Genomic DNA, 21,279 nt, shown 5'->3' with positions numbered 1-21,279 from the left:
TTTTATTAGTCTATTTCCTCGTCAGCCTCATAACCGCCCATCTCACGGATGGCATTCTTCAGCATCGTATGTTGCTGATAGAGGTGATTAACGGCTTCCTCTCCCTTGGTATAGTCGTGCATAGGACTCTTCAAGAAGAAGCTGAGGAAACGCTGAGTGCCGAAACGACCTGCGCGGGCTGCCAGATCAATCAACAGACAGAGGTCGAGGCAGACAGGAGCAGCCAAAATAGAATCGCGGCAGAGAAAATTAATCTTGATCTGCATTGGATAGTTCATCCAGCCACGAATATCAATATTATCCCACGACTCTTTGTTGTCATTTCGAGGAGGATAATAGTTGATGCGTACCTTATGATAGTAATCGCTATAAAGGTCAGGCTGAACGTCGGCCTTCAGAATGGTCTCGAGCGTAGAGAGTTTGCTCACCTCCTTGGTGCGGAAGTTCTCGGGAACATCGAGCACCAAACCATCGCGGTTGCCAAGGATGTTGGTTGAGAACCAGCCCTCAAGCCCTAAGCAACGGGTACCGATGATAGGAGCAAAGCCACTCTTCACCAGGGTCTGACCTGTCTTGAAGTCCTTACCTGCGATAGGCATCTTCGTCTTCTCGGCAAGCTCCCACATGGCAGGGATGTCGACTGTTGTGTTAGGCGCACCCATCACAAACGGGCAACCCTCGGTAAGGGCCGCATAGGCATAACACATAGAAGGAGCGATATGCTCGCGGTCGTCGGCCTTCATAGCCGACTCCAAAGCCGACAAGGAGTAATGAACCTGCTCATTAATGGGAACATAAATCTCTGTTGACGCTGCCCAGAGCACAACCACGCGGTCGCACTGCCTAGCAGCCTTAAACTGGCGGATATCCTCACGGAGCTGTTCTACCATATCCCAGCGGGTACTGCACTTCTTCACATTATCGCCGTCGAGACGCTTTGCATAGTTCTTGTCGAATGCAGCGGCCATAGGCACAATCTGCTCCAATTCCTCACGCACAGGATTGATATCCTCACGCTTCAACACCTCTGCATAGACCGCTGCCTGATAGGCATTCTGGGGATATACATCCCAACAGCCGAACACAATATCGTTAAGACTGGCAATAGGAACGATATCGGCATAATGGAGATATTGCTTCTCCGCACCATTCCCCACACGCACTTTGTCGTACTGAGTCATAGAGCCGATAGGTTTGCTAAGCCCTTTACGAGCCATCAGTACACCTGTCATAAATGTTGTTGCTACTGCGCCGTTACCGACGATCATGATTCCCAATTTCCCCTTGGCGGGGCTCACGGTTGATTTCATTTGCTATTACTTAGTATTTAATGTTTTATCAGTTTTTTATCAGAATGGTTATGCAAAGATGCAAAAATATCCTATGATTTATCGATATTTGACTATTATTTTTAATTATTTTCCTCTTTTTAAGGATAATTAATACCTAAACATCATATCCACAGACTTGAAATTCCATTTTGTATTATCGCCTGAATACAAAACAAATAACAAATAAAAGAAAAAAAACGGCAGACTTCCCTATTCGGAGTCCGCCGTTAATTTTATTAGCAATCATTTTTAATGGTTGCGGAAATTCCACTTGGAATTATCACTGCTAAAGTCGTACTCGGCGAGGGTCGGTGTAGAGTCGCCTGCAGAGTAGAGGCAGTAGTGCGTGTTGATGCCTTCTTGCCCGGGGATAACCTTTGGCATAATACGGAAAGTACCATCGGTAAGCTGTTCAATGCGCCAGAGTTGCTCGTCGGCACCGGTATAGGCGGGGACGGTGGTCACCTCCTTGTCGGCAGTAGCAGTCAAAGTGCGATTAGTACCCTCGATAACAATCTTGAAGTAGGTATTTCCGAGATAAGCACCCTTACCCTCGACAGGAGAGATAGTCCAACGCTGGTGGGGACGGAACATGTAATCGCCGATGCGTGCGGGGATGTCACCTTCAGGCCATGTGCCGATAACATCTGCCAGTGTCTGGTTGGCAATGGGCTTGACAGGTTGCTCCATCTGGTTGCGGTTGAACCAGCCCTGACGCTCCTGTTGCATACGAACGAAGTCGACAGCAAGTTCCAGCGCATAACCGCGACGTTCTGACTCAATCTCGAAGGTGCCACCCTTGAACTGCTCACCACCATAGGGCCAACCGTTCTTCCAAAGCAGAGGACGGATAGCCAGCGTAGAGCGTCCGCTCAAATCGAAATCAGCCTCCCAGTGGAACGACATCACCTCGACACCCTCGTCGATAATGGTGCGTCCGAAGTGGCCAGCACCGGTCTTACGATCGCCTGCGGCAATCACCATTCTACCACCACCATGATACATATCACGGCCTACATTGTCGAGGTAAGGGCCTTCTACGCTGCGTGAACGTCCAACTACGATATTATAGGTAGAGTTTGTACCGTCGCAGCAAGTGCCATGTGTACCAAGCAGGTAGTACCAGCCGTCGCGGTACATCAGGTCGGAAGCCTCACAATCGATAGCGATATCCTTCTCCTTATTGCCCTTGACACGGAAACCGGTCTTGGGGTCGAGCTCAATCAGACGGATGGTACCGAAGTAGGTGCCGTAGCTTACCCATAAACGACCAGTAGTGGGATCGAGCAACAGACCTGGGTCGATGGCATCCTGGTCTTCCATACCATCAGAGGCGCAAACCTCTACAGCCTCACTCCACTTGAAGTCGGGTGACTTGGGGTCGAGGGTCTTGTTCCACATAGTAAGGATACGTCCTGCGTGTCCACCGCCAAGGCCACCACCTGTGGCGCCATAGATACAGAGGTAACGGTCACCTATCTTGATGATGTCGGGAGCTGCACCGCCACCAGGGCGCTCTGCACCGCTGTTCCATGTCCAGCCGTCTTCAGAAATCAGACCGCCGCCACCAGTACCAAAGGTGTAGTATTTGCCTTCGCACTCAGCGATGGTCGAGGGATCGTGGATATATGGAGCGCCAATCTGCGCATTAGCGGCAGCAGCTACTGCAAGTGCTGCCATAAGTGTATGTAGTCTTTTCATTTTTTATTGAGCTTTGATTGAATAGTTCTTTACTGGATTACCTTTCTCGTCAAGGAAGCGGACACAGAAGTCGCTCATACCTGGGCCATTGATGATGGCGCCACGCAGGATATTACGTCCCTTCTTGAGGGTGAGACGTGGTGACATGGCATCATCCTTTACCATACGCCGGTCACCAGAGAGCAAGAGAGCCTCCTCGCCGTTGAGCCACCACATAGAGGCAGAGTTAGATCCTACCGCCAGACGTACGTTCTCGATGTCCTCGTCGCAGTCGATGATGGTCACTGCCCAGAAGAGTACACCATATACCTGCTGCCCCCACTTCTCAGCAAAGCGGAACAGTTTCACGTTCATATTCTCACTGTCAAGAGCATGCCAGGTGAGTGTCTGGTTAACGGTCTTAATCACTGGCTCTGCGGGAGCCTGCTGCTGACCGAAACCGCGACCGAAGCCTGCGGGAACCTCTTCGCGCTTAAACGATACTTTTACCTTCTGACCGTTCTTCGGAACGATGGTTTGCTGCCCCTTGAAGTACTCCATGCCGAAGTGCTCACGCAGATAGCTGTCGGTAAAAACGGTGTTACCGCTATTAGGTTTGTCAATAGGTTCCAAAAGCATCCAGCGACGGATGAAGCCTTCGTCGTCAGGCTGTGCAGCGGGAGTTGTTACAGGCGAGAAGTACTTGGGACGGTTCTTGAACTGAACCCAGTCGATGCTGACACCGGCATCGCCCTCACAAGTGATTACCAGATTTGCAACACCCTTCGGAGTGTAGTTCAACGGAGCAGTCAGTGAGAGCCACTGGTTGCTGAAGTCGCGACGGAACATGGCAGGCATGCCTTCTGGTGTCTCGGGCTTCACGGTCATCTCGATCTCGGCAATCACCTTACCATTGGCGGTGTTCTCACGAATGAAGAATTTGGTATTACCTGCTGCCTTGGCACTAACGATGACATAACCATCGCTCAGGTTAGTAAAGTCAACATCGGTATACTTCATCCAACTGCCCTTCACAGGAAGAGTAGCCTCGAAGCCACGGAAGGTATTAACGGTATCGATGAGCTGTGAGGTAACATCAGCACTAGCTGTGCTGAAGCGGTCAACGTCGATTTTCTCTGTGGCTTGGTTGATACCCACGCCACGCAAGGTAGGCTTCACCTCTTGGATGGTACCGTCGGGATTGAAGTACAACTTCTCTATACATACAGAGCGACGTTTGTCGTCACGTGGTGAGAAGTGGTTGCGATGATAGAACAGATACCACTGACCTTTGTAGTTAATGATGCTGTGGTGATTAGTCCAACAGCCGTTGTCGTGCTCTGCCATGATGAGTCCCTTGTATTCGTATGGGCCCATCGGATTCTTACTCATTGCATATCCAAGTACCTCGGTATTTTCCCTTACATAAGGATAGGTCAGATAATAGTTGCCGTTATACTCGAAAGCGAAAGGGCCCTCTGCCTGACGGTTGGGCAGATCCTTGAGGCAGTTAACACCTTTCATCTCAAATTCGCGCTCGCCCCACTTCACTTTTTCTGTCGGGGTATCGTCGGCTATTTCCTTCATGTTTGGCTTGAGTTTGGCACAACGTCCGGCACCCCAGAAGATGTAAGCGTTACCATCCGAAGCCTGGAGCACGCATGGGTCAATACCGCTGATGCCCTTGATAGGCTCTGGCTCAGGGATGAACGGTCCTTCAGGACTGTCGGCTATGGCTACACCTATACCGAAGCCAAAACCTTTACCCGCTGCGGGTGCTGATGGGAAATAGAAATAGTATTTTCCGTTTCTGTAAACACAGTCGGGCGCCCACATCGAATAAGAGTCAGGCCTTACCCAGGGCACCTTGTTCTGAGTCACGATCACGCCGTGGTCTGTCCAGTCGGTCAGATTCTCTGATGAGAACACGTGATAATCCTCCATGCAGAACCAGTCCTGACGCTGTCCCTCGGGGGGCATGATGTCGTGCGACGGGTAGAGATACACCTTATCGTTAAATACACGAGCTGTGGGGTCAGCCGAGAACTGGTCACGGATGACAGGGTTTTGTGCCACTGCAAGGAGCGGCACACCCACGAAAAATAGACTTAGTAATTTTTTCATTAGGGTTATTGTTATTAATCGTTGAACTTTAGTTGATGCAAATATACAAAGTATTTTCCAATTAGATTAAACCAAAAGGAAATGGTTTAATCAGCAACAAAGGTTTTCTATGCGAATGTTACATAACGTATAATCCATGATACAAATAACAAAGGAATACTCATAGATTCTTTCTATCTTTGCAACGACTATCAACCATTCATTCAATAAACATTTATATGAAAAAACTATTTTTATTACTGCCACTACTGGCAATGATGATGGGTTGCACTTCTGGCACAAATAGCGATGAGTGCCCCGTACTGACCGTTGAAGGCGGCCAGATTCAAGGCGTCCGGGCTGAGAATCCCGATGTGTTTGTTTACAAAGGTATACCCTATGCAGCACCTCCTATCGGCGATCTGAGATGGAAAGAGCCACAACCCGTTGTGGCATGGGAGGGCATACGCCAGTGCGACAAATTCGGTCATCCCGGATACCAGTCTGTACACTACCCCGGTGGCTACACCACTGAGTGGGGTTATGGAGACGAAGCACCCGCAAGTGAAGACTGTCTTTACCTGAACGTCTATACCAAGGCACCCGGCGAGGTTGAGAAGAAACTTCCAGTAGCATTATGGATTCATGGCGGTGGCTACCGTGAGGGATGGGGCACCGAACCAGAGTTCGACGGACAGGAATGGGCGGCTAAGGATGTGGTACTGGTCACTATCAACTATCGTCTCGGCATCTTCGGTTTCATGCCTTACGGTGAGCTGTCGGCAGAGAGTCCACACGGTGTTTCAGGCAACTACGGCATTCTCGACCAGATACAATCGTTGAAGTGGATCAAGGAAAACATCGCCCAGTTTGGCGGTGATCCCGATAACGTCACCATCTTCGGGCAGAGTGCAGGTGCTGGTAGCGTGCGCACCATCTGTGAATCGCCTCTGGCTCGCGGTCTGTTCCACAAAGCTGTCATCATGAGCGGCGGCGGTCTCAACATCCCCGCTGAAGAAGGTAAGGAAGCAAAGCCCGCCACGCCAATGAACAAGTTCTTCACATACAACCCGACTCTGAAAGAGGCCGAGGCTGAGACCAAGAAGGTGATGGACTGGGCAGGACTGACAGACCTCCAGAAACTCCGCGCCACCTCAACTGAGATTCTCTATACCATAGGCAACTTATACAACATGGTAAACAAGACCGACCTCTTCCTCATGGAGCGCCCCATTATCGACGGCTATGTATCACTAAAGAGTTTCGACGAGGCTGCTCGCGAGGGCTCTATTGCCGACGTGCCTTACATGATTGGTTACACACTTAACGACCTAGGCGCCATGGGACCTGGTATCGCCGAGTTCTGTAAGGTTCGCGACAGTCAAGGCAAGAAGGCTTGGGCCTATGAGTTTGCCCGCCCGTTGCCCGACGACGGCTCTCATCCTGAGGTGACACAGCGACTGAAAGGAGCCTTCCACTCCAGCGACCTGTGGTATGTGTTCAAGAGCCTACAGCACTGCTGGCGCCCCTGGACTCAGGGCGACTGGGACCTTTCTGAGAAAATGCTTACCGCATGGACCAACTTTGCCAAGTACAGCGACCCCAATGGTAACGGCAAAAACGAAGGTTTAGGTTGGGCTCCTTGTACAGAAGACAAACCCGAATTCATGCTCTTCAAGCTTGACAAGCAAGACGCAGAAGCCTCTGAGATGGGTGAGCCGATAGCTCCAGAGCCCGCTCAGATGCCGAACTACTTCATGAAGTAATATCTCCCTTAAAGTAAAACAACTTGTTTTACCCTCAAAGAGGCTATTCTTTACACGGCTTTAGATAGTCTTAACGATAGTAAAACAACTTGTTTTACTTTTTATCATGGCATCTGATTAGTCTAAATCCCATATCTTCAAACATTTAAGAGATAGCATACAAAATATAACAAGCTATGACGTTAAACGAGTTAATATTACTCGATATATCTACCTCATTATCAATTGATTTGATATAAAAATGATATTATTACGTAAAAACATGAATCTATAAAAGGATGTTCCAGAGAGAATAAAAAGAGTGCCACGTTATCACAACGCAACACTCCTCTCTTCTAGAATACCAAAACAATCTTAATACTAAATTAATATAATCCTAACATTCGTGGTTACTCTGCTCCTTCTTCAGAAGTGTCATTCAGGCTCTCCCAGCCAAGAACATTCTTGAAGTGGTTGGCCAGACGGCAGTCGAGCGGGAACGGCAAGTACATATACTTGTCAGAGAAGTCATTGTAGTTCACATTTGAATACTCCACATACAGTTTGTGCTTAGCAGCACCCTTGGTGAAGAACTCATCGTAAACAACAGGCACCTTCGTATGGATGCCACCATATCTCTTGTTATATACCTCATCAAGATTTACCTTACCCTGTTTAGCCCAACGGACGAGGTCAAGGAAACGGCAGTTCTCGAACCACATCTCGTACTGCTTCTCTTCCATCACATCCTCGAAAGTGAGCGACTTGCTAATCTTACCAGAACCAGAACGCTCCTGTACCTCGTTAAGCGCCTTCAGACCATTGGCCTCTTCTGAACTACCGATGCAAGCCTCGGCATAGAGCAGAAGAGCCTCGGCATAACGGGCTACATTAAAGTTCTTCTGATTAGAGACACCAGCCTGGATTTCGGGCACATTGTCACGGGGATAGTCCTTACCGCCAGTCAGCAGCTTTGGAGCCTTAGCAAATGACATGTGCTTCCACTCGAAGTACGGGCCATGGCTGAAGATACCGGTAGCGGCTTTGATACCACGATTGGGATCCGTTTCCTTCTCGGCAAGGGGTGCATCGTTCTTGTCTGAATTCCATTCGACCTCGTACAAGAACTCCTCCTCGGTCAGGAAGCAAGCGCGACGACGGGGTGAATTGCCATCATGCTCAACGAACTTTTTAGCGAAATCCTGCTGGATAGCACCACCGCTCCAACCTGCAGCCGGACATACAGCAGGCATTGAGGCCAAAGCCTGAGTGCGCCAGTTGAACAGATTGGCAACCATCCAACGACTGCGGGAGTTCTTATCATTCGAACTACCAGCGTTACTGTCATAGATGTAATTAGGCTCAAAAATCTTCTCAGAGTTTCCGTCACCAGCAATGTGGAAGTTGGTCCAGTACTCGTCAGAAGGTATCAGCTTATAGTCACCCGACTTAATCAGGTCGCCGAGATACTTACGTGCGGTAGCGGGGTCATTGGCAAACATAGCAGCCTTACCAGCAATAAACTGAGCAAAGCCTACACTCATACGAGCTGTAGCATCCTTGTCGCCAATACCATTACGCTTGGGCAGGTAACCAGAATTGATGGCCTTGTCGCACTCAGAGACAACCCACTTCAACACCTGTTCCTGACTCTCGGCCTGTACAGGCATCTCGTCGGATTCCAACAGACGGTCCAAAATGGCAGGACGATTCCAGATGGCAGCCATCATGAGATGAAGATATGCACGCATCACACGAGCCTCCTCGACACACTGCTTAGAATATGCGCTGGTAAACTTAGGCTCAGTACCATTACGGTTCTCTGTAGAAAGATTAGAGATGACGAGGTTGGCATGGTAGATGGATGCCACATAACGGTTATAACACGACTTCAGCGTACTATTTGACTCATTATAGGTAAACTCATCGAACACGCGGAAAGCGTCGTGACTGCCTTTGCTGCCGCCACCTGCCAGAATATCATCGGCTGAATAGTTCAACAATACCTGCTCAGGGTTGTCGATGCCTTCAGTACCTGCTACGTTCTGAATATATGTACCATACATATCCATAAGGGCGGCGTCTGCGTCCGCATCAGATGCATAGTAACCACCGGCATCAACAACACCTTTCTGATCAATGTCAAGATTACTATCACAAGACACTGCACCGAATGCACATACAAAAAGTGCGGGGAATATCAATTTTTTCATCTTTTTATGCATTAGTTTTTTAGAATGTAACGTTTACACCCAGAATCAGCTTCTTCATAGTTGGGTATGAACCCCAGTCGAGGCCAGCTCCTGAGAAGTTGTTGGTAGAAGCCGTCTCCGGATCCAGACCGGGATAGCTGGTGATGGTGAAGAAGTCGTCAAGCGATACATACAGTCGCAGGTTGCTGATGGCTGCCTTCTTGGTGATATTGGCAGGGATAGTATAGCCCAACTGCAACTGCTTGACGCGGAAGTAGTTGCCGCTAAACAAGTTACCTGTAGATGACCAGAAAGGAACATTTGGCTGCATGATTACGCCAGGATGAGGAATCGTTCCATCAGGATTCTCTGGAGTTCTTGCATTGTCGAGATACCACTTCAGACCATTCTTGTAACCATTACTATGGATGACTGGCAGAATCTTGTTACCACCCTGACCATAACCGTTGATCAGCAGGTCGAAGCCCTTCCAGGCAGCAGTGACGTTGACACCATAGGTGAACGAAGGAGTGGTACGACCGATATCAGTCATATCATCGGTACCAATCTGACCATCACCATTCAGATCCGTGAAGATAGGATTACCGTCTGCATCCATCCCTTCATAGATATAACCATACAGATGCCAAATTGAGTGTCCTTCCTCGAAAACAGTCTTAATCTGGAAGTTCGTAGAACCAGCATCAGTTCTATAGGTAGGATTTGCGCCCTTGGCCAATGCGAGCACCTTGTTCTTCAGTGTAGAGAAGTTACCATTTACAGAGTAAGAAAAATCGCCGATGCGGTCCTTCCAGCCAAGTTCAAGTTCGAGACCTCTGTTCAATACGGTACCACCATTGGTCATCACCGACGTGAAGCCAAGTTCTGAAGGAACTGATATGCTGAAAAGCAGATCCTTGGTACGCTTGTCGTAGTAATCGACGCCGAATGACAGGCGATTATCGAGGAAACGGGCATCAAGACCGAGGTCAACCTGCTCAGAGGTTTCCCATGTCAGATTGGGGTTGGCCAACTTGTCTGGAGCAGAACCGTATCTGGAACCGATTTCATCGACATGAAGCTGATACCATGTGCTACCCTTCGAGATAGCTGCAGTATAAGGATAATTGCTCAACACTGAGATATTACCATTTCGTCCCCAAGAAGCACGGAGTTTCAAAAACGAAACGACGCTGGTAGGAACAAGATCCGTGAAGAACTTCTCTTTGCTGACAGTCCAACCACCAGAGAATGACGGGAAGGTACCCCAACGGTTCTTCTTTGACAGTTTTGAAGTATCGAAAGCGTCACGACGGATATTGAACTGGAAGAAGTAACGGTTGTCGTAGTTATAGGTCAGACGTCCGAAATAAGCAACAGAAGCACTCTTGCTGGGAGAATTGCTGACTTTCTTAGGAGCGTCGTCCTTCAGATAAGAGATATAACGGAAGTTGGGCTCGTATGACTGCAGGATGTCGGCACCAGAAGAGCTGATACTTGAATTATCCTTGTTGCTCTCACGGTATGACATACCAATCATGGCACCGATATTATGCTTTTTGGCCAGCGTAATGTTATAGTTGGCGAAGTTCTCCCATTGGTAGTACCAGCCAGTATTGGTGGTTTCTGAGATGGAATAGTTGCTCTGGTTACCACGGTCACCAATCCAATAAGGAGCGGTATAGCTATGAGTATTGCTGAAATTCAGACGATAACCCAGACGCGAAGTGATAGTCAGGCCCTTGATAGGCATCAAGTTGGCAAACAATGTACCATTGATGTTCCAACCGCCATCAGTACCGTCGCTGGTATCACGCTTAGCCAGAGGACTACCCTCCAACTCAGAGTACTTGGTATTGGCGAACCAACCCTTCTCGTCACGGAACAGACGGTAGTTCTGATCGGCAGTGCCATTCTGAAGTGCGTCGTAAACGGTTCTTACAGAGAGTGACATCTCATCAGGTGTGGTCCAGTAAACCGGGGTCAGAGGATCTATCTGGATCATCTGCTCGAACGAAGAACTATAGCCACGCTGTGACACGCTCTTGGTGTCCCACTTCTCAATAGAGTTGTTTGAACCAACCTGCAACCACTTGTAGATATTATAGTCGGCATTCACCTGACCCGTAATGCGCTTGTACACATCCTTATCGCCCTTTACAACACCGTTCTGATGAACGTAGTTCAGAGAAGTGAAGAAGTGGCCCTTCGTGTTACCACCTGATACACTGACTGTATGCTGCTGGCTCCATGTGGGCTCGATGTAGGCACTGATCCAGTCCTGATCGATTACACCGCCATCATAATAAGGATGAATGTAATCATTGGATTTGAGCTGTTTGTCAACATCATCCTGACCATACTCATATACCATATATCTGATGAAGTCGTCACGCCCCATCAAAGGACGTCTGGTGAAGTTCTGCAGGGTAGCTCTACCCGTATAGTTGATAGAAACCCTACCCTCGTCACCCTTCTTGGTGGTAACAAGGACAACACCATTACCGGCCTCAGCACCGTAGATTGCGGCAGAAGCGGCATCCTTCAGAATCTCAATTGACTCAATTAGTTGAGGATCAAGATATTGTATGCTGCTAACCTGCAGACCATCAACGATATAAAGAGGCGCGATGTTCTGTGAGTTAGATGAATAACCACGTACACGGATGTCGGCACCACTACCAGGAGAAGCGTTGGTTAACACATTAATACCAGAGACCTTACCCTGAAGGGCGGCAGCGGCATCAGCGGTTGACAGATTCTTGATGTCGTCAGCCTTTACAGAAGCAACCGATCCCGTCAAGTCACTCTTTCTCTGAACACCATAACCAATGACAACCACGTCGTTCAGCGTCGTATTGTCTTCTTTCAGTACGATGGTAAGGTCGTTCTTTCCGGCAACCTTAACATTTTGGGTTATGTAACCCACATAAGAAATTGTAATGGTAGCATTCGATGCTGCCTCCACAGAGAACTTACCATCCAGGTCGGTGATTCCACCCTTTTGAGTTCCCTGTACTTTAACAGTCGCACCGATAATCGGTCCGCCTGTCTCATCATTCACCGTTCCCTTGATTACACTCTGAGCCAATGCCCCCAAGGGGAACATACAGAGTAGGAACAGAGACACTAACGGCTTACGTAGTGAATTTGAATTCCACATAACAGTTTAATAAGTTTAATTTAAGTTAGATAATAGTTATATATATGTAAACGGTTGATTAAATTTGTAATCTATGTCTAGCTTACAGAATCGCTTTTCCTGGTGCAAATATACAACAATTATTTATTCCATGACTTTATTTCTTGTAACAAATACTTTATTTTATCTAACATTTAAATTAAAAAATGCAATCTACGAAAAGGAGTATCTAGATGTTGCTTTTTTGGCAACAAATCATACATATAGGCAAAAAAGGGAACAATAAAAATAGGGAGAGGCCATGGTGGTCTCTCCCTAATTCAGTTTATTTGGAATGATATTCCTGCTTACTCAGCAGCTTCTTCAGAAGCGCCATTCAGACCTTCCCAACCAAGAACGTTCTTGAAGTGGTTGGCCAGACGGCAGTCGAGCGGGAACGGCAAGTACATATACTTGTCAGAGAAGTCATTGTGATCAGCTACAGAATAATCAGTGAACAACTTGTGCTCCTTACCGAATCCAGGCTTACCCTCAATAAAGAACTCATCGTAAACAGTAGGTATGTGCTTGTGGATACCACCATATCTCTTATTGAAGATCTCATCAAGGTTCACCTTACCCTGCTTAGCCCAACGAACGAGGTCGAGGAAACGGCAGTTCTCGAACCACATCTCGTACTGCTTCTCTTCCATCACATCCTCGAAAGTGAGCGACTTGCTGATCTTACCAGAACCTGAACGCTCCTGTACCTCGTTAAGTGCCTTCAGACCATTGGCCTCGTCGGCACCGATGCAAGCCTCAGCATAAAGCAGAAGGGCCTCGGCATAACGGGCAACCATGAAGTTCTTCTGAGTTGATGCACCACCCATGATCTCAGAAACGTTGTCGCCAGGATAATCCTTACCACCGCTCAGAATCTTTGGAACCTTGGCGTATGCCATGTGTTTCCACTCGAAGTACGGACCATGGCTATAGATACCGGCAGAAACCTTGATACCACGGTTGGGGTCAGACTTCTTTTCAGCAAGAGAAGCATCGTTCTTGTCTGAATTCCATTCCATCTCATACAAGAACTCATCCTCAGTCAGGAAGCAAGCGCGACGACGGGGTGAATTGCCATCATGCTCAACGAACTTTTTAGCGAAATCCTGCTGGATAGCACCACCATTCCAACCTGCGGCTGGACATACAGCAGGCATTGAAGCCAAAGCATCGGTACGCCAACAGAATACATCAGCAACCATCCAACGGCTACGCCATACATTATCCCAGAAAGAAGCGGTATTGTCATAGATGAAGTTTGGCTCAAAAATCTTCTCAGAGTTTCCGTCGCCAGCAACGTGGAAGTTGGTCCAATACTCATCAGAAGCAACGAGCTTATAATTACCAGAGTTAATCAGGTCGCCAAGATACTTACGTGCAGTAGCGGGATCGTTGGCAAACATAGCAGCCTTACCAGCTACGAACTGAGCGAAACCTACGGTCATGCGGGCTGTAGAGTTCTTATCGCCAGTACCATTACGCTTGGGCAGCGAACCAGAATTGATGGCCTTGTCACACTCAGAGACAACCCACTTAAAAATCTGCTCCTGACTTTCAGCCTGTACAGGCATCTCGTCGGGTTCAAGAAGACGATCCAGAATGGCTGGACGGTTCCAAATAGCAGCCATCATCATGTGAAGATAAGCACGCATCACACGAGCTTCCTCGACACACTGCTTAGAATAAGCACTGGTGAAGTTTGGTTCCTTACCATTACGGTTCTCAGTAGACAGGTTAGAGATAACGAGGTTGGCGTGATAGATAGAACCAACATAACGGTTGTAACACTCTTTCAATACGGGGTTAGATTCGTTATATCTGAACTCATCATATACACGGAAATCCAAGTGGTCAGACTTGTTACCACCCGCTGACAGGATATCGTCGGCTGAGTAGTTCAAAATCACCTGCTCTGGGTTGTCAATACCCTGAGTACCGGCTACATTCTGAACGAAATCGGCATACATATCAGCAAGGGCAGACTCTGCATCAGCATCAGTCGCATAGTAATTCTCTGTGCTAACAGTACCCTTCTGAGCAATGTCAAGGTTGTCTTCGCAAGAGGCAAAGCCAACAGCGAACACTAACAATATAGGATAAAATATCTTTTTCATTTTCAATTAAGCTTTAAATTAGAATGTAACGTTTACACCCAGAATCAGCTTCTTCATAGTTGGGTATGAACCCCAGTCGAGGCCAGCTCCTGAGAAGTTGTTGGTAGAAGCCGTCTCCGGATCCAGACCGGGATAGCTGGTGATGGTGAAGAAGTCGTCGAGAGATACGTACAAACGCAGGTTACTGATGGCTGCCTTCTTGGTGATATTGGCAGGGATAGTATAACCCAACTGCAACTGCTTGATGCGGAAGAAGTTTCCGCTGAACAGGTTACCAGTTGAAGACCAGAACGGCTCATCGGGGCTGTAGATCTTCTCGGGATGAGGAATTGAACCACCAGGATTCTCTGGAGTTCTAGCCTCGTCAAGATAGTACTTCAGGCCGTTCTTATAACCTGTACGATGGAGAACTGGCAAAATCTTGTTACCACCCTGACCATAACCGTTGATCATCAGGTCGAAGCCCTTCCAAGCAGCTGTGATGTTGATACCATAGGTGAAAGAAGGTGTTGTGCGACCGATATCAGTCATATCGTCAGTACCGATTTCGCCGTCACCGTTCAAATCTTTGTACTTAGGATTGCCGTCTGCATCAAGACCCTCGTAAACGAAACCATTCAGGTACCAGATAGAGTGACCCTCCTCAAAGGCAGTACGGATCTTATAGTTTGTAGAGCTGGCGTCAGTCTTATACGTTGGTGTAGCGCCCTCGGCCAGCGAAAGCACCTTATTCTTAATAGTGGTGAGGTTACCGCTAATAGAGTAAGCGAAGTCGTTGATACGGTCTCTCCAACCAAGCTCAAGTTCGAGACCTCTGTTCAGTACGGTACCACCATTGGTAACAACTGATGTAAAGCCAAGCTCTGAAGGAACAGATACGCTGAAGAGCAGATCCTTGGTACGCTTGTCGTAGTAAGCAGCGGTAAATGAGAGTCGGTTGCCGAGGAAGCGGGCGTCAAGACCGAGGTCTACCTGCTTCAAAGTCTCCCATGTCAGGCTGGGGTTAGCCAGTTTGTCAGGATGTGAACCATATACAGAACCAATCTGATCTACATTGTACTGATACCAACTGCTACCCTTTGCGATAGCTGCAGTATAAGGATAATTTCTCAGCACTGAGATATTACCGTTAGTACCCCAAGAAGCACGGAGTTTCAAGAACGAAACAGCATCTGTTGAAACTATGTCTTTGAAGAACTTCTCATTGCTGATAGTCCAACCAGCCGATACAGATGGGAAGGTACCCCAACGATTAGCCTTTGACAACTTAGAAGAGTCGTATGCATCGCGACGGATGTTGAACTGGAAGAAGTAACGGCTGTCGTAGTTATAGGTCAGACGTCCGAAATAAGCAACAGAAGCACTCTTGCTGGGAGCGTTGCTGACAGTCTTAGGAGCATCGTCCTTCAGATAAGAGATATAACGGAAGTTGGGCTCGTATGACTGGAGGATGTCGGCACCAGAAGAACTGATTCTTGAGTCATCTGAATTGCTCTCACGGTATGACATACCAATCATGGCACCGATATTGTGCTTTTTGGCCAGCGTAATATTATAGTTGGCGAAGTTCTCCCACTGGTAGTACCAACCAGTGTAGGTATTTGTAGAAATAGAATAGGTGGTCTGGTTACCACGGTCACCAATCCAGAAAGGAGCGGTATAGCTGTGCTCAACATTATAGTTAATGCGATAACCAAGACGTGAGGTAATAGTCAGGCCCTTGATAGGCATCAAGTTGGCAAACAACGTACCATTGATGTTCCAACCGCCATTAGTACCATCGGTAGCATCACGCTTAGCCAGAGGACTACCCTCCATGTCAGAGTACTTGGTGTTGGCAAACCAACCCTTCTCGTCACGGAACAGACGGTAGTTCTGATCGGCTGTACCATTCTGAAGTGCGTCGTAAACGGTTCTTACAGAGAGTGACATCTCATCAGGTTTGGTCCAGTAAACCGGGGTCAGAGGGTCCATTTGGATCATCTGCTCGAACGAAGAACCATAAGCACGCTGTGACACACTCTTGGTCTCCCACTTCTCAATAGAGTTGTTTGAACCAACCTGCAACCACTTGTAGATATTATAGTCGGCATTCACCTGACCCGTAATGCGCTTGTACACATCCTTATCGCCCTTTACAACACCATTCTGATGAACGTAGTTCAGAGAAGTGAAGAAGTGGCCCTTCGTGTTACCACCTGATACACTGACTGTATGCTGCTGGCTCCATGTGGGCTCGATGTAGGCACTGATCCAGTCCTGATCGATTACACCGCCATCATAATAAGGATGACTGTAGTCAAAGTCCTTGAGTCGCTTGTCAACATCTTCCTGACCATACTCATAAGCAATGTATTTCAGGAAATCCTTACGATTCATCAGAGGACGTCTGGTGAAGTTCTGCAGGGTAGCTCTACCCGTGTAGTTAACAGAAACCCTACCCTCGTCACCCTTCTTGGTGGTAACAAGGACAACACCATTACCGGCCTCAGCACCGTAGATTGCGGCAGAAGCGGCATCCTTCAGAATCTCAATTGACTCAATCAGCTGAGGATCAAGATACTGGATGCTTTTAACCTGCAGACCATCAACGATATAAAGAGGAGAAATATTCTCTGAGTTAGATGAATAACCACGTACACGAATGTCGGCACCACTACCAGGAGAGCCATTGGTCAATACGTTCACACCAGAAACCTTACCCTGAAGGGCGGCAGCAGCATCAGCAGTTGACAGATTCTTGATGTCGTCAGCCTTTACAGAAGCAACCGATCCCGTCAAGTCACTCTTTCTCTGAACACCATAACCAATGACAACCACGTCGTTCAGCGTCGTATTGTCTTCTTTCAGTACGATGGTAAGGTTGCTCTTTCCGGCAACCTTGACGTTCTGGGTTATGTAACCCACATAAGAAATTGTAATGGTGGCATTCGAAGCTGCCTCCACAGAGAACTTACCATCCAGGTCGGTAATTGCGCCCTTCTGGCTACCCTGTACTTTAACAGTCGCACCGATAATCGGTCCGCCCGCCTCATCATTCACCGTTCCCTTGATTACACTCTGAGCCAATGCTCCCAGGGGGAACAAACAGAGCAGGAACAGTGCCATTAACGGCTTTTGCACGAATTTAAAATTACACATAAATGAATTAATTTAGTTAGATAATGGTAATATTTAAAATTTAAAAAAGTGTTTCAGATTGCCTCGTTATTGGCTTGGCTTTCAACTTTCCGCTGCAAAGATAAGAATTATAATTTAACTTTCATTTGTATTAAGTATCACGTATTTTGCAGATTGTAACAAGTGTTATTTTACACTTATTTTTTCCACCTAAACGATGATATTACTTTGTTTTTCTGCCACCAACGACCCAAAAACTCTCCTTCAAGTGCCCCTACATAGGCCATTTTCCCACCTATCACACATTATTATATAATAAAAAAGAGCATCAAAACGACATCGACCACCCTCACATTAAGCAATAATACTTTATTGTTTGTTTCTAATACTTTATGGCATGTAACATTTTAACACATCGAAACAAAATAAAAAAGCAACGATACATATAACAAAGTATTTAAGTTAATTTTATAATATCTTTGCACCCGCTAGCGAACACCGCGACGGATTTGACGCTCAGACAAAATTAAATTATATCAATCTACATTATCATAACAATTATCTAACTAATTTAATTATGTGGAATTTTAAATCACTGCAAAAGCCGTTAATGGCACTGTTCCTGCTCTGTTTGTTCCCCCTGGGAGCACTGGCTCAGAGCCTCGTCAAGGGAACGGTGAATGATGAAGCAGGTGTACCGATTATCGGTGCGACTGTTAAAGTACAGGGTAGCCAGAAGGGCGCAATTACCGACCTGGATGGTAAGTTCTCTGTGGAGGCAGCTTCAGATGCCACCATTACAATTTCTTATGTGGGTTATGTAACCCAGAACGTCAAGGTTGCCGGAAAGAACGACCTTACCATCGTACTGAAAGAAGACAACACAACACTGAACGACATAGTCGTTGTAGGTTACGGTACGATGAAGAAAAAACTGGTTACAGGTGCTACCGTTCAGGTAAAGGGTGAAGACATCGCCAAGCTGAACACTACCAATGCACTCGAAGCCATGCAGTCAAGTACTCCTGGTGTGCAGATCACAAGTTCATCTACACAGCCTGGTAAGGGCTATAAGGTTTACATCCGTGGTATCGGTACTACTGGTGACTCTCAGCCCCTTTATGTAATTGATGGTGTTGCTGGTGGTAACCTCGATGGTATTAACCCTAACGATATCGAGAGCATCGACGTTCTGAAGGATGCTGCATCTGCAGCTATTTACGGATCACGTGCTGCTAACGGTGTTATTTTGGTTACTACTAAGCAGGGTAAGGCTGGTAAGATTGAACTCAGCTATAACGGTGCAATGGGATGGTCTAACGTTTATAAGCGTCCACAGCTGCTCAATGCTCAGCAGTTCATGACCATCATGGACGAGTATAGCTTCAATACTTCTGGTCAGAAAGTTGATTTCTCTGCTTATGTTCCACAGGATATCCTGAATAAGGTGGCTAATGGTTGGGAAGGTACTGACTGGTGGGGCGCATTTGATAATAAGAATGCTGTTCAGCAGAACCATTCTGTAACCTTGACTGGTGGTTCTGATCGTTCTAAGTTCAATATGTCTTATACCTATACTGGTAACGAAGGTATCATGGGTGCAGACAGAGCTTCTTACTACAATCGTCACACTATTCGCATCAACAGCGACCACGTGCTCCTGAAAGCTAAGGACTTCGATGTTATCACTATCGGTGAGAATATCTCTCTAGGCTATAGCAAGAACCACGACCTCGCTGAGGATGGTATGTACTGGAGCTATATTCATGACCTGCTTCAGACCAGCCCACTCGTTCCACAGTATGCAGACAATGGTGAAATCTATAACCATGTTAATTATGGTGCTGGTTGGAATGACTATTGGTTCAAGAACCCATGGGAAGGCCTTGAGAAGGGTGGCTTCAACTCAATGGCTGAGAGCCGCAACCTCAATGCAAGTGCCACTGCATTCCTGACCATTCAGCCTATTAAGGGTCTGAGATTCCGTTCGCAGTTCAATTATAATTGGGGTGCTGGTGCATACCGCAACTATGGTGAGCCACGTTCTCCATCTTCTGGATCAGGTACAGTTGAATCATATTCTGTAAGCCAGAATGCTTGGTTGAGCAGTAATTTCTCTATTGAGAACACTTTGACTTACGATCTTCCTATGATTGCTGGTCATAAGATTAGCGCCATGGTTGGCCAGAGCTTCCAGAGCAGTGCTTGGGGCGTAAATATCGGTGGTTCGAACAAGGCTAAACTTGGTGAGCAGCTTGCAACTCTGAAGGGTTGGGATTCTGCATATCTTTCTAATATGAAGCTTACAAGTGCTACTGATGCTACTCTTACAGGTTCTCCAAATGATGAGGAGTATCTCGCTTCTTATTTCGGTCGTCTGACTTGGGACTGGAATGAGACTTATATGGCTACTGTAACCATGCGTTATGATGGTTCTAGTATCTTTAATGACGGTCAGCGTTGGGGCTTCTTCCCATCTGTATCTGCAGGTTGGGTAATTTCTAATGAAAAATTCATGGAGAGCACCAAGAGCTGGATGGACTTCTTGAAGATCCGTGCTTCTTGGGGTCAGAATGGTAACAACCGTATTCCGAAGTACCAGTATCTGGCTACTATCCGTCAGTCTGGTGGTTCTGGTGACAGTGGTTATAAGTTCGGTTCTGATATGGCAACTTCTATCGGTGGTACTCCAAAGACTGGTGCTTATGCAGATATCGTTCCTAATCCTGACCTGACTTGGGAAACTTCTGAGCAGCTTGACTTTGGTTTCGATGCTCGTTTCCTCAATAGTCGTCTGGGTGTAAACTTCGACTGGTATAAGAAGACCACTAAGGACTGGTTGATCAGAGGTCCTCAGATTGGTATCTATGGTGCTAGCCCTGCTTATATTAATGGTGGTGACGTTGAGAACACTGGTTTTGAGCTCGCTCTTACATGGAACGACAATATTGGTAAGGATTTCAGCTATAATGTTGGTGTAAACCTTTATACCAATAAGAATAAGGTTACTCGTATCGCTAACGAGAACCACTATGTAAATGGAGCAGGTGGTATCCTCTCACAGGGTACAGAATTCCTCTACCGTGCTGAGGAAGGTAAGCCAATCGGTTACTTCTATGGCATGTCGTACAGCGGTATCTGGCAGACTCAGGACCAGATTGATGCTGCCCGTCAGGCTGGTAAGGCTGTTCTTGACAACGCAATGCCTGGTGACTGCATCTGGGATGACTGGAATAATGATGGCGTAATCGATTACTCAGAAGGTGCAAATAGCGACCGTCACGAAATTGGTAATCCTAACCCAGATATTATGCTTGGTGTTAACCTCGGTTTGAGCTATAAAGGCTTTGATTTCGCTGTGAACGGTGCTGGTGCATTTGGACAGCAGATTATGCGTTCTTACCGTTCATATGGTGATTCTTGGTGGCACAACTATGACACCACAATTCTGGACCGTTGGCATGGTGAGGGCACTTCTAACACTCAGCCACGCATCTCAGGTACAGGTCACCAGAACACTATCTGGAACTCTACACGCTACATGGAGGATGCCGACTACTTCAAAATTAAGACTGTAACTCTCGGTTACGACTTTAAGAACATTTGGAAGGGCTGCCCATTCCAGCAGCTTCGTCTCTATGTACAGGCTCAGAACCTCTATACATTCACCAGTTATACAGGTCTCGATCCTGAGGTTGGTTCATCTGGTGGCTCTGATAGCTGGGCTTCTGGTATTGATCTTGGTCTTTACCCACCATCTCGTACATATTTGGTTGGTGCAAGTATTAAATTCTAATTCGACTATTAAGA

9 protein-coding genes and 1 pseudogene are annotated in these 21,279 nt (G+C 47.1%); 2 read left to right on the top strand and 8 right to left on the bottom strand.

What is annotated here, in order from left to right:
• Positions 1-5: 5 nt before the first annotated feature.
• The 4 genes and pseudogenes from BMX82_RS06330 to BMX82_RS13275 form a co-directional block, all read right to left on the bottom strand.
• A complete protein-coding gene (locus tag BMX82_RS06330; RefSeq protein ID WP_091767003.1) occupies positions 6-1,310 on the bottom strand; it encodes an inositol-3-phosphate synthase in 1,305 nt (434 codons plus the stop codon).
• A gap of 270 nt (positions 1,311-1,580) precedes the next feature.
• Entirely contained in the window at positions 1,581-3,032 is a 1,452-nt protein-coding gene (locus BMX82_RS06325) for a family 43 glycosylhydrolase (protein ID WP_036913992.1), read from the bottom strand.
• A 3-nt stretch (positions 3,033-3,035) separates the two neighbouring features.
• On the bottom strand, positions 3,036-3,746 hold the full coding sequence (locus tag BMX82_RS13280; RefSeq protein WP_369794054.1) for an acetylxylan esterase: 711 nt from the start codon (positions 3,744-3,746) through the stop codon (positions 3,036-3,038).
• Positions 3,747-4,208: 462 nt separating this feature from the next.
• Positions 4,209-5,135, bottom strand: a pseudogene (locus BMX82_RS13275) (family 43 glycosylhydrolase); the annotation flags it as partial.
• Between the two features lie 218 nt (positions 5,136-5,353).
• On the opposite strand from BMX82_RS13275, the gene BMX82_RS06310 reads away from it, so the two are divergent.
• The gene (locus BMX82_RS06310) at positions 5,354-6,880 is read left to right on the top strand and encodes a carboxylesterase/lipase family protein (RefSeq protein ID WP_051949856.1); all 1,527 of its coding nucleotides are present in this window, start codon (positions 5,354-5,356) and stop codon (positions 6,878-6,880) included.
• Positions 6,881-7,269: 389 nt separating this feature from the next.
• Here the strand turns inward: BMX82_RS06310 and BMX82_RS06305 are convergent, their stop codons facing one another.
• The 4 genes from BMX82_RS06305 to BMX82_RS06290 all read right to left on the bottom strand — a co-directional run bounded on the left by BMX82_RS06305 (position 7,270) and on the right by BMX82_RS06290 (position 17,457).
• Positions 7,270-9,072 carry a RagB/SusD family nutrient uptake outer membrane protein gene (locus tag BMX82_RS06305; protein ID WP_177172032.1) on the bottom strand — a complete coding sequence of 601 codons (1,803 nt, stop codon included), beginning with the start codon at positions 9,070-9,072 and terminating at the stop codon, positions 7,270-7,272.
• Positions 9,073-9,091: 19 nt separating this feature from the next.
• Positions 9,092-12,214: a SusC/RagA family TonB-linked outer membrane protein gene (locus BMX82_RS06300; RefSeq protein WP_091767000.1), complete on the bottom strand. Its 3,123-nt coding sequence runs from the start codon at positions 12,212-12,214 to the stop codon at positions 9,092-9,094.
• A gap of 326 nt (positions 12,215-12,540) precedes the next feature.
• Positions 12,541-14,349, bottom strand: a complete 1,809-nt coding sequence (locus BMX82_RS06295; RefSeq protein WP_091766998.1) for a RagB/SusD family nutrient uptake outer membrane protein — start codon at positions 14,347-14,349, stop codon at positions 12,541-12,543.
• An 18-nt stretch (positions 14,350-14,367) separates the two neighbouring features.
• A complete protein-coding gene (locus BMX82_RS06290; protein WP_255396554.1) occupies positions 14,368-17,457 on the bottom strand; it encodes a SusC/RagA family TonB-linked outer membrane protein in 3,090 nt (1,029 codons plus the stop codon).
• 622 nt (positions 17,458-18,079) lie between these two features.
• Here BMX82_RS06290 and BMX82_RS06285 point away from each other — a divergent pair.
• Positions 18,080-21,265, top strand: coding sequence for a SusC/RagA family TonB-linked outer membrane protein (locus tag BMX82_RS06285; protein WP_255396553.1), 3,186 nt, complete (start codon positions 18,080-18,082; stop codon positions 21,263-21,265).
• The last annotated feature ends 14 nt before the right edge of the window (positions 21,266-21,279 follow it).

The organism is Prevotella sp. khp7, from assembly GCF_900109055.1.
GTDB lineage: Bacteria > Bacteroidota > Bacteroidia > Bacteroidales > Bacteroidaceae > Prevotella.
Note: the sequence above shows the minus strand (reverse complement) of the source record. Positions and strands in the feature narration are given on the sequence as shown.